This window comes from Psychrobacter sp. W2-37-MNA-CIBAN-0211 (genome assembly GCF_040309405.1).
Taxonomy (GTDB): Bacteria; Pseudomonadota; Gammaproteobacteria; order Pseudomonadales; family Moraxellaceae; genus Psychrobacter; species Psychrobacter glaciei.
This window is the reverse complement of record NZ_JBEOOU010000005.1, coordinates 177047-188888: the sequence shown is the minus strand read 5'-3', so window position 1 is coordinate 188888 and position 11842 is coordinate 177047. Positions and strand designations below refer to the sequence as shown.

Below are 11842 nucleotides of genomic sequence, written 5' to 3'. Positions count from 1 at the left end.
CACAGTCATCATGGGCTAAATGAGTATCGTAAGTTACGGTTTATTAAAGACTTTTTAGGGTCAAAGACACTCAAATAGCATGAATTTTGTCCATTATACCTGTATTTATAACTATTTCAAAAAATATGATTAGCGTAAGTTTAGTTCAGGAACCGCTTGTCCACGCTTGCTATAAAACTCAGTGACGAATTCATCAAATTTGTCTTGTTCAATAGCGTCTCTAATACCTTGCATCAAACGTTGGTAATAGCGCAAGTTATGAATAGTCGCTAACTGCGCGCCTAGCATCTCTTTGCACTTGTTTAGATGATATAAATAGGCACGGCTAAAGTTTTGGCAAGTATAGCAGTCGCACTCTGGGTCTAATGTACCTTCATCATTGCGATATTGGCTGTTACGGATACGTACAACGCCGGCGTTGTCTAAGTCGCCTGTAACGAAGTAATGACCGTTACGCGCGTTACGAGTCGGCATGACGCAGTCAAACATATCAACGCCGCGACGGACTGCTTCGACAATATCTTCAGGCTTACCAACACCCATCAGATAGCGTGGCTTGTCGGCTGGCATCGCATCTGGAATATAATCCAAAACATCCATCATCTCGTCTTTTGGCTCACCAACAGATAGACCGCCGATGGCATAACCATCAAAGCCGATATCGAGCAGTCCTTCGAGCGACTGCTGGCGCAAATCGGCATACATACTGCCTTGAATAATGCCAAATAGCGCATTGGTGCTGCCCAGTCTGTTGTGCTCATCAACGCAGCGCTGTCCCCAACGTAGTGAGAGCTCTAACGATTTTTTGGCTTCATCATGAGTCGCTGGGTAGGGCGTGCATTCATCGAATTGCATGACGATGTCTGAGTTTAAGCTGTACTGAATCTGCATCGATTTTTCTGGTGATAAAAATACTTTAGCACCATCGATAGGAGATTTAAAATCGACCCCTTCTTCGGTAATTTTACGCATGGCACCCAGACTGAATACTTGAAAGCCGCCTGAATCGGTCAGGATAGGCTTATTCCAATGCATAAATTTATGCAAACCACCGAACTTATCGATGACTTCAGTACCCGGACGCAACCATAAATGAAAGGTATTACCTAACACGATATCAGCGCCAATGGCTTCAATATCACGTGGCAACATACCCTTGACCGTGCCATAAGTACCGACAGGCATAAAAGCAGGCGTTTGCACGTCGCCATGATTGAGATGAACCGTACCACGGCGTGCACGCGTCTCGCCGCTGGCCGTTTTATGTAAAACAAATTGCATATGATAATCGCTATTTACGCTATGAAAATGGCGCTAATTATAGCATTGTTAGGAGTTTTTTTGGATACGGATGTTTGTTTATCGATAATATAAATGTTCGATATGATCGTGCTATAACCTAAAGAACACAGAGGGTATTACGGAAACACACAGACAGCATTACAAAGTAATTGGTACAGTAGATCATAAATTAATGATAAAAAAATCATCATCAAATTTTCTATTTGGATGCCGGAGATGCAATATGACAAGAACAATTCCTCTACTATTAAGTGGTTTATTATTCATACCAGGAGTTGCTATGGCCGTTGAAGAGCCTGATTACACCGTAATAAGTCAGTCGGAAGATTTTGAACTACGCCGTTATGACCCACAATTGGTGGCTCAAACACTGGTAACTGGCGATCAAAAAGATGCCAGCAATAAAGGGTTTAAGGTTTTAGCCGATTTTATTTTCGGTAACAACACTGCACCGACTGGTGGCAGTGGCAAAATCAGTATGACAGCACCAGTCAAGATGCAGCCGTCACAAGAAATCTCAATGACGGCGCCAGTTAACATGCAACAAACCGATGGGAAATGGCGCGTACGTTTTGTGATGCCGAGTCAGTATACGATGCAGACGTTACCAAAACCGAATAATCCAGAGGTCGAGATAATTGAAGTGCCTGCTCAAACTTACGGCGTTATCAAATTTTCAGGATTTACTGGAAGCAGTAAAGTGGATGATAAGACGGAGGAGTTGCGCACTTGGATGCAAAGTAAGAATCTAACACCTACAAGTGATCCTGAACTGGCGCGTTATGACACGCCATGGACACTCCCATTTTTACGCCGTAATGAGGTGATGATTCGTTATCAGTAAACGTACTTGCTAAAGTATTAGTTAAATAGCGCCCATAAAAAAGACAGCAGATGCTGTCTTTTTTGTATTGAATTCTTAAGAAAGCTAGCTTAGTTTTTTTGCTCACGGATAATGTTTAGCATGCGGCGTAATGGCTCGGCGGCACCCCATAACAGTTGGTCACCGACGGTAAATGCACCTAGGTATTCTGGCCCCATGTTCAGCTTACGCAAGCGACCTAATGCCACTGTCAAAGTTCCTGTCACTGCCACTGGCGTTAAGCGGTTCATGGTGGTTTCTTTGTCATCTTCGACTAGATCTAACCACTCATTACCACTGTTTTTTAGTGCCGCTTCGATTTCCTCTAACGGGATGTCTTTTTTGAGCTTGATGGTCAAGCCTTGAGCATGACAGCGCATCGCGCCAACACGGACACACATACCGTCGATAGCAATCTTATCAGCTTCAGAGTTACCAAGAATTTTATTGGTTTCGACACCGCCTTTCCATTCTTCCTTGGATTGCTTATTTTCTAATTGTGCATCGATATAAGGGATCAAGCTACCAGCGAGTGGCACACCAAAGTACTGCTTAGGAAAGCCCTCTGAGCGTTGGGTCTGGGCGATCTTTTTATCAATCTCAAGGATCGCGCTCGCAGGATCAGCCAATTCATCTTTGACCGCATCGTGTAGCACGCCCATGCCGTTGATGAGCTCGCGCATGTTGTTGGCGCCAGAGCCACTCGCTGCTTGATAAGTCATCGCGCTGACCCATTCTACCCAGCCTCTATTAAACAATTCACCAATAGCCATCAGCATGAGTGATACCGTACAGTTACCACCGATAAAGTCTTTTTGACCATTGGCTAAGGCGCTATCAATGACGCTGCGATTGACTGGATCAAGAATGATGATACTGTCATCTTCCATGCGCAGAGTGCTTGCCGCATCAATCCAATAGCCATTCCAGCCGCTAGCACGAAGTGGTTGATGAACTTTTGAGGTGTAGTCGCCACCTTGGCAGGTAATAATTACATCACAAGCTGCTAGTGCGTCAATATCATGAGCATCTTTTAGTTGGCTGGTTTGAATACCATCGAAACTTGGTGCATCACCACCAGCATTACTGGTTGAAAAAAATACCGGCGTGATACCGTCGAAATCTTTTTCTTGCTGCATACGTTGTATCAATACGGAACCAACCATGCCGCGCCAGCCTACCAAACCTACTGTTAAATCACTCATGAATCTTAATCCTTTTTTACCGTTATTTATTGCATTGCCAGCCGATAACAATGCCGTGAATGACCATAAAAAGCAAGGCGTTTTAGCAGATTTTGGCTGTTTTTCATACACTAATAACTATGCTCACTATAACTTTACGTTATCATCATGAGTCTACTAGAAGATCTGCTGTGCTTATATTGCATAAAGTTTGAGAAAAAATGACGAAAAATATAACAAGCTCAGTATGTGACTGCGCTGACATTGTAACTTTTTATGCTCAGCTGAGCATATTAACGCTCCGTAGTAGGCGATAGACTGATGAAATGCTAAAGTAATACCAAACCCAAATATACGACTAGCTGTGTCAAACTCGTTTAGTCTACAATGCGTAGTACTTACACTCGTTTTCCTTGCTACTCTAATTTTTGTGAATGGTATAGGCATCTATTCTTATCAAAGATAATCATTATACAAACGTTAGTCACTGGCTGACGATGAGTATATGAATCATTGGCTCAGCCAGCAACTCAATAAATGGTTAATACATATTATGGATCTCTCATTATTATATTATGGCGCGCAGTGGTTAGCTGGACTTATCGCGTTTGTGACGATTTGGGGGTGGTTGCCTCTTGATAATTGGTGGGTGCGCGGCGTTGAGTTTCCCCGTATTCAAATAATGGTGCTTGGGATCATTGCTTGGATTGGCATGTTGGTATTTTGGTCAGACTGGCAGCTGGGGCAGTGGTTATTGTTTGTTGCCTTAAGTCTCACTTTGGCTTTTCAGATTAGAATGGTATTGCCTTACACCAAACTATGGAAAAAAGAAGTACAAAGTGCCAAGAGCAAGCCAGATGGCCAAAATCATCAATTAAAAATCATGGTGTCAAATGTCTTAACCCCTAATGATGAAATGCAAAAATTGGTCGATTTGGTCGGGCAAAAACAGCCGGATATTTTGATTACGCTAGAAAGTGATAAAAAATGGGAAAAAGCGTTACACCAAATCGAGCCAGACTACCCCTATACCGTAAAAGTCCCGCTGGATAATCTGTATGGTATGCACCTTTATTCTAAGCTTGAGCTGATAGATCCTGAAATCAAATATCTGATGATTGATGATATTCCTTCTATCCATACGCAGCTGCGATTGCAAAGCGGCCGAGTAATTTGGCTGTATTGTTTGCATCCTATGCCGCCAAGCCCGACGGAAGCGGACAAATCAACGACTCGTGATGCCGAACTGCTCATGGTCGGCAAGCATATCAAAGAAAAAAATCAAACAGCGATACTGGCTGGTGATCTCAATGATGTAGCATGGTCAAAGACAACTCGTCGCTTCCAGCGTATCTCAGGTCTATTAGATCCACGTATTGGTCGTCATTTTATCAATACTTTCCATGTCAGTTATCCATTTTTACGTTGGGCGTTAGATCATATTTTCCATAGTGCTTGCTTTACAGTGGTCGATATCCAGCGTATGCCATCTGTAGGCTCCGATCATTTCCCTGTTATGACGACCTTACAATACGAGCCAGAAGAAACGAGTCGACAAGAAGGTAATGCCCCTACGGCACAGGCAGAAGATATCCAAGAGACAGAAAACAAAATTGAAGAAGGCAAAAAAGAAGGCAAAAAAGTCTCAGATGAGCACAGAGAAGAGCAGCGAAGCTTTGGGTAATGGCAGACCTAAGTTATGGGGTGAAATGCGCTATCATGACGTAAGCATATGCTTACGTTAAATAAGGTCTTTAGCCTCTAGTCGCATCAAACTGATTGCCTTAAAATACCACCATCAACACAAGGATACGCATGGATGCAGTGTTGAGACCGTATCAATAAAAGCACAGGTCAGCCCGCTGTCTTATAAGATACTGTTTATGACTTAGGATGAGTCAACAAGGAAGAAATAATAACAATAATATGAAGCGCCATAGCCCCGAACCAATCGCCCTAGGTTCGGGGCTTTTCTTTGTGTGTAAAGTATTGGTTTATAAATTTCAGCTTCTAGCATTCAAAGTTTGAGAGCATTTAGATATAGTCAGTGAAAAGTAATATCGATACATCACGAGCTGCTGATATCAATTTTTCTTGCTTGCTGTGCCTACGCAGACAGAGGCTACAAAAAATTGATATCAGCAGTATCGTCGCGTTTTTGGGGTATTTTGACTATACGATAGTTTGAGTTGAGGACACGCCCTAGGGTAAAAGAAAAAAGCCTATGCGTTGTTCATATAAAAAAAGGGTACATGCAATGGCATATACCCTTTTTTTATTTAGAAATGTATACTGATATTCAGCTTGCTAGTGTCTCGTCAAGCAATTAGCCAAGCACTTGAATATAAGCGCCAGCACGTAGCTCTTGTAGCCAATCTTCTTTGGCTTGTGGTGCTAGACGTTGATATAACGCTTGACGCGCCATGTTACGGCGATATTGCTCACTAACGTCTTCTTGACGCTTACCTTCTACTTTTAAGATATGCCAACCAAATTGGGTCTTAAAAGGAGCAGAATAATCACCGACTGCTGTGTTTTTCATCACTGCTTCAAATGGTCCGACCATATCCTCTGCGCTTACCCAATCCAGATCGCCACCGCGTCCTGCTGAGCCTAGATCATCCGAATAGGTTGATGCCAAACCAGAAAAGTCAGCGCCGCTGCGTAATTGCTCATACAGATCATTAATCTTCTGCTCAGCAAGGGCATCCGTTTGTAGCTCATCGACTTTGATCAAAATATGACGAGTGTTCCACTGCGGTATGAGCATTTTATCACTTTCTTTTTTATCAGCAAGCTTAATGATATCAATGCCTTCAGGTGTCAATAACGGGGCACTCACTGCGCCGACATCGAGCTTAGTAATCTCGCTCGATAACTCTGTCGGTAGCGATGCCGCTTTATGAAAGCCCATATCGGCACCTTGTATAGGGATAGCGTAGCTGCCTTGACTGGCAGTAACGGCTGCAGCCACGTCGACATTTGGTTCTAATAAGCGTGCACGTAATGCTTGAGCCACTTTGAGTGCTTCAGCACGCTGGGCTTCTGACAGTCGGCTGTAGTCATCCATATAAGGGACGCGTACATGAACAGTTTGGTACTCGCTTTGGTTCAAACGTTTGGCTTCTGGAGAAGCCAAAAATGCGTCGATATCTTGCTCACTAATACGCACACGACTGCTGATTTGGCGTTGCTGCAAAGACTGAATGGCGGCATCTTCAATGAGTTTGGCTCGTAGGGTCGCATAGCTCCCAGGTTGGTCAGTGTCTAAGCGTTGCTGTAAAGCAGCAATACTACCAAGCCCTTCAGCTTGAGCAATTTGACCAAGACGCTGATTGATATCGGCTTCGTTAGGATTTAGACCCACACGTTTGACCAGTGACAATTGCAGCTCACGCAAGATGAGAGCATTTAACACTTCAGACTGTAGCTGTGCTGAATTGGCAATCGGTTCACCAGCAGCTTGTGCCCGTGCTTGTGTTTGGGTGATCGCATCAATCAAGTCGCTTTTTAAGATAGCATTTTCATTGACCAAAGCAATGATGCCATCGGTACTGTTTGCTGGGGTCAAGCGATTGACGTTACTTTGCTCAGCGCTAGCATTTGTTTTAGATGCTGTTGCAGAATTAACGGTCGCAGCTTGCGCGCTGAAACTAAGTACAAGGCCTGCACTCATACTCATAGAAAGCAGTACGGCTCGGCTGGTCTGACGTAAAGAAAAAAATCTCATGATGCTCCTCATCAATGTCATCGCATCGGATGGTAGTCGGTCAACGCTATCTAATATCTTTAATAAGCAAATATTGTCTAAGGTTGCCCATAATAGGGTTACAAACAAGGTTATATAAATAATGACGAAAACAATGCCTTAATATAGCATTATTTGCGCCTTGTTAGTCTTTCCATGCAGTCTGGACGGGTTCAAAGCCCAAGACCTTATCAGCGAGCAATCGTGTCAAACGGCTGCTATTGTTACCAAGACCATTTAATCTAATCTCTGCCATAATCGCTTGTGTCGGCTTGTCTTTGACGTTTAGGTCATTATAGTAACGACGACCGTAAACGGCAAAACCAAAGCAGCAATCTTCATAGTCGATGCCGATTAGCGAATCGAGCATTTTATCACGATTGTAATCGTATTGACCTTGAGCCAATACTCGCCAGCTGTTATTGATCGGGAACACGGCTGAAGCAGTAAAGGCAGACAGCGGCAATTGATTGGTGTTTTCATCGCGCTGACGCTTAACAAAGCCAACGTTAAACAAGCTATTATCCGATGGCTGATAACGTAGCTCTGTCGTAACGTAGTTCAAGTCATAATCATCGGTTAGCGCACCGCTGACATCCACCCAAAAATTATTGTAGGGTTGCGTACTGGTATCCCAAACCATTCCTGAAGAGGAAGAGCTAAAGACAGGTTGTTGATTTTCAAGGGTCACGCGACCATCATCGATATAAAACTGCTCAGCAATGCTACCATCAAAACGTGTCACACCCGTTGCATCGATGTAACGATAATTAATCCCAGGGGTAATAGAATGCAAATCCTGCAAGCGATCATGACCTAAAAACCAACTGTCTGAAAACAACTGCTCGTAGTTAATTGAGGCGATACGAGTATTAAAGTTAGGGATGTCGTTTTGGTTTTTAAATGGCGAATAGGTGTATTTCAATCGTGGACTTAATAAGCGATAGCCACCCATGGTATCGTCAAAGGCACCGAAGGGTGAGCCTGCTTGGTAGAAGTGCAAACCTGCATCAATACTGGCTTGCGGTACAAATACCGATTGGCTACCATCTTCTTCACTAAGTTGGTTGTCCGCGAGGCTGTCTTCGTCATATGAGGTATACAGATGTTGTAGGCTCAGCTTGGGCTTAATATAACCCCATGATTTTTCCATCGGATAAACAGCGCTGATTTTGTTATAGACCCGCGCACCACTTTTTTCATTTTCAGAACCGTCATCGATAGATTTTTTGAAATAAGCAGAATCATGCACACCCGTGATATCAAAACGCTCTGCCCACGGTAATCGATAGTCAAGTTTGAGCTGCGGTAAGCGTGAATAAGGCTTGTCTTTGTCTTCTAACGGCTCACCATTATCGGTAAAAGCATTGAGCGTTTGGAAGGTCTCAACTTTTAGCTCACCGTTGACATAATCGTTGTAATAATTAAGTCGAGCGCGACGTGGCAAGTTTAAAGTATTGTCTGATAAACCCAAAGTATCAAAGTCGTTAATATAATCTTCATCCGACACATAGCTGTATTTAGCATCACCACTTAAGCGTGGGATACTGGTAGATGACCAATAATGATCATAAAAAAAGCTGGTACGATCTTCGTCATCATATTCTTTGTCGTTCGGCAAATATGAACCGTTAAAAATACCTTCGCCATAATTTTCGGTCAAGTAGCGAAACTCACCTGTGAGCATAGGGTTGCGATCGCTATAGATGTGAGTATTGATCGTCGCATCATAATTGGGCGCTAAATTGAGATAGTAGGGGATATCAACCTCAAGCCCACTTTCACTACTAATGCTCGCATTCGGTAATAAGAACCCTGTACTGCGTCGGCTGTCTATGGGGAAGTTAAAATAAGGCAGATAAAACACCGGAACATCCGCAATACGGAAAGTCGTATTGTAAGCTTCACCGCGACCAGTCTCCGTGTCCAAATCAATACTTTTGGCATCGAACTGCCATTTGCGGTCAGTCGGTGGGCAAGTGCTGAACATGACCTGATCCAGCTCATATTGGCTATCGTTAGGTCGGTTAAGGCGCTTGGCATATCCGTGTGCTTGGAGTTCTACGCTCGCAAACGCCACATCGTTAGCCGTTGATTGTCCGGTTTCAGTATTGTAAGCCAGACTGTCTGCAACACCAATGAGACCACCTTTGGCTGCCTGCTCGGCGATACTGCCTGTACCTGTGTTTCTAGTGTTAACACGGGTTACTTGATTGCCAGTTGCTTGATCGGTAAACATGACTTTACCTTGCGCAGCGGCAACACCACGACTCAAATCCAACAAGATACTATCAGCTTCAATATGCTGAGTGCCTTGATCGACAATCACGTTACCAGATAGCTCCGCATAGTCGACATTGTCATAATAACCATAGTCGGACTCTGCAAATAAAGGCGCTCGATTATTAGCCACGCCATTCAGATTGGTCGCCACTTGACCATTATCTATCGCCGCTTCATTGACGGCTCGTTGATAATTAGCATTTTGTTGCGGATAGACCCATCGGCCTTCGCAGCGCTGGGCACTATCGATGACGTTTGGTAGCAGCCGTAAGTTTTTGCCTACTTTGGCGATGGTTTGCGTTGCAGGTGATAGATTGTCTTGGATGTTATCTGGTTCAGACTCTAAAGTACTATCACTCGTATTTAGGACTGATAAATCGGTATCAGGTGTCAGCTCATAAAATTCTGCCAAACGCAGCAAGCTGTTTTGAATGCTCTCATCGCTAGCATCAATCGGTTTCAGCGTATTGCTAACGTTGTCAGCCACTCGCACATCGTTATTTTTCGAATTGGTGTTGTCGCCGATGGTCGTTAGGGGTTCTCTCTGTGCTTGTACGTCAGAGATAGCATCACTATTATCGTTGATTTCAGTAATGTCTAAATCGCTATTATCAAGCGTGCTACTAGCCATTAAAGCAGCGTTGCTAGCTTCGGGAGCAATATTTACAGTTTCTTCGTTTACTGCTTCATAAGCGCTATTCTGTGCAGTGATGCGTGGGTAACTAATATCTTGATTGATGGTGTTAATATTGTCTTTGGTATTAGAGCTGGCATCGGTAACTATGTCAGAGACATAACTGCTGACAGTATCGGTGGCTAATGGCGCAGTTGTCTGTGTGTCAGCCTTGGTGAGCGCTGCACTGACGGTCAAGCTCGATAAGCCTAAGGCACCGAATAAAACCAAACGGATGCTTTGGTAAAGCGGAGAATATAACAAGGGCACACCTATGATTGCAGAGCCTATTGGATTACGATATTTAGTTTAATAGCCATGTTTTAGCTATATTTAGCGGTTCATAAATGACTAAAAACTTAGTGGTTCATAAATGATTAAAAAATCAGGAGTTAATCATATACTCTCAAAAATTTGGCTGTTTTACATATAATGACGACTAATCATAGTCAAAAAAAACCAAATCAGCTACACTATTTACCAAAATTTATAACATTGCTAAGCTGTTTTTTGAAAATTGCTGGGCAACATTGATAAAACTATGTGTCAATACCTACATTACAACAGATACTGTCAATCAAGCTGTCACTATTTTAGCAAGGTTTTGCCTGACTTATCACTACTTTAATGATTTACGACTTATATTTAACCTGCGATGCACTTTATGACTGATACCATGCCTTTGAACGCCACCCTGAATGCCACTCTGAACGACAAGAATAACCGCCAACAGCAGCTAGAGAATTGGTTGCAGCAAGTGTTTGCTGACCAAAAATTTGTGCTCGATAGTTTGCCTGGTGATGCGAGCGCCCGCCAATATCACCGTATCCAATTGGCTGATAAGGATGACGCCACCGCGCGCTATATTGTCATGGATTCTGCTGACGAGCAAGACGCCTTGCAGCAGTTTATCAATGTTGCAAAGCTGATGGCGCCCGCCATCAATGTGCCAACGCTGATTGCGCAAGATGTAGCAAAAGGCTTTTTGGTATTGCAAGATTTTGGCACGATAGAATTTGCGCATTTGCTCGTCAATGCGACACCTGAGCAGATTAATGATCATTATCAATTGGCCATGCAGACCTTGGTAGCGCTACAGACTGTGCCGGTAGAGACTGCAAAAATTCAGTACCAATTGCCTGATTACGACACCATGTTATTGAACCGCGAGATGGATTTATTTAGTGATTGGTTCATACCCTATATCGGGGTCGAACTCGATAATGAGCTATGGAACACTCTAAAAACGGCATTGATACAAGAGATTTTACAGCAGCCAGCAGTGATCGTGCATCGTGATTATCACAGTCGCAACCTGATGCAAGATCAAGCGGATCGCTCGCGCTTAGGCGTGATTGACTTCCAAGATGCGGTGATTGGTTCTTATACCTATGATTTGGTGTCGTTGGTGCGTGACGCTTATGTTGAATGGCCAGAGCATCAAATATCTGGTTGGATTCGTGACTTTTGGCAGTTGCAACAACAGGCGGCGCTCACCACCGCCGATAGTGCTGAACAGCTTGAGAATGATATGAATGTGATGGGCGTACAGCGGCATCTCAAGGTACTAGGAATCTTTATCCGCTTGTCTGAGCGCGATGGTAAAGACCGTTATTTGGCTGATATCCCCAAAGTCATGCGCGATCTGATACTTGAGTTAAATTGGCTTGCTGAGCATGGCAATGAGGCGATGAAGCAAGTGCTACAGCCATTTAATCAATGGCTTGCAGATCAGGTATCACCTGCTTATCAAGAGAAATTTTCCTCGTTATAGAGATGGATAATAAGTT

Annotated in this window: 7 protein-coding genes; 3 read left to right on the top strand and 4 right to left on the bottom strand. The window is 43.5% G+C overall.

All coding sequences use genetic code 11. The features are described from left to right. Positions 1-129: 129 nt before the first annotated feature. Positions 130-1281, bottom strand: coding sequence for a tRNA guanosine(34) transglycosylase Tgt (tgt, locus tag AAEY72_RS07655; protein WP_010200213.1), 1152 nt, complete (start codon positions 1279-1281; stop codon positions 130-132). Positions 1282-1582: 301 nt separating this feature from the next. On the opposite strand from tgt, the gene AAEY72_RS07650 reads away from it, so the two are divergent. Then, a complete protein-coding gene (locus AAEY72_RS07650; RefSeq protein ID WP_352310096.1) occupies positions 1583-2146 on the top strand; it encodes an SOUL family heme-binding protein in 564 nt (187 codons plus the stop codon). 89 nt (positions 2147-2235) lie between these two features. On the opposite strand, the gene asd is transcribed toward AAEY72_RS07650, so the two are convergent. Continuing rightward, positions 2236-3369, bottom strand: coding sequence for an aspartate-semialdehyde dehydrogenase (asd, locus tag AAEY72_RS07645; protein WP_352310095.1), 1134 nt, complete (start codon positions 3367-3369; stop codon positions 2236-2238). 484 nt (positions 3370-3853) lie between these two features. Between asd and AAEY72_RS07640 the strand changes: the two genes are divergently transcribed. Then, positions 3854-5032: an endonuclease/exonuclease/phosphatase family protein gene (locus AAEY72_RS07640; protein ID WP_352310094.1), complete on the top strand. Its 1179-nt coding sequence runs from the start codon at positions 3854-3856 to the stop codon at positions 5030-5032. A 642-nt stretch (positions 5033-5674) separates the two neighbouring features. Here the strand turns inward: AAEY72_RS07640 and AAEY72_RS07635 are convergent. Together AAEY72_RS07635 and AAEY72_RS07630 are read right to left on the bottom strand one after the other, a co-directional pair. Next, positions 5675-7078 (bottom strand): peptidylprolyl isomerase, encoded by a 1404-nt coding sequence (locus tag AAEY72_RS07635; RefSeq protein WP_352310093.1) that lies wholly within the window; start codon positions 7076-7078, stop codon positions 5675-5677. 163 nt (positions 7079-7241) lie between these two features. Next, positions 7242-10316, bottom strand: coding sequence for an LPS-assembly protein LptD (locus tag AAEY72_RS07630; RefSeq protein WP_352310092.1), 3075 nt, complete (start codon positions 10314-10316; stop codon positions 7242-7244). A 400-nt stretch (positions 10317-10716) separates the two neighbouring features. Here AAEY72_RS07630 and AAEY72_RS07625 point away from each other — a divergent pair, with 400 nt between their 5' ends. Continuing rightward, positions 10717-11826: an aminoglycoside phosphotransferase family protein gene (locus tag AAEY72_RS07625; protein WP_352310091.1), complete on the top strand. Its 1110-nt coding sequence runs from the start codon at positions 10717-10719 to the stop codon at positions 11824-11826. The last annotated feature ends 16 nt before the right edge of the window (positions 11827-11842 follow it).

What these genes read in the sequence shown, in the direction of transcription:
- AAEY72_RS07635 (WP_352310093.1), bottom strand. Translation starts at nt 7,078, where the DNA reads ATGAGATTTTTTTCTTTACGTCAGACCAGCCGAGCCGTACTGCTTTCT.
- AAEY72_RS07625 (WP_352310091.1), top strand. Translation starts at nt 10,717, where the DNA reads ATGACTGATACCATGCCTTTGAACGCCACCCTGAATGCCACTCTGAAC.
- asd (WP_352310095.1), bottom strand. Translation starts at nt 3,369, where the DNA reads ATGAGTGATTTAACAGTAGGTTTGGTAGGCTGGCGCGGCATGGTTGGT.
- tgt (WP_010200213.1), bottom strand. Translation starts at nt 1,281, where the DNA reads ATGCAATTTGTTTTACATAAAACGGCCAGCGGCGAGACGCGTGCACGC.
- AAEY72_RS07650 (WP_352310096.1), top strand. Translation starts at nt 1,583, where the DNA reads ATGGCCGTTGAAGAGCCTGATTACACCGTAATAAGTCAGTCGGAAGAT.
- AAEY72_RS07640 (WP_352310094.1), top strand. Translation starts at nt 3,854, where the DNA reads ATGAATCATTGGCTCAGCCAGCAACTCAATAAATGGTTAATACATATT.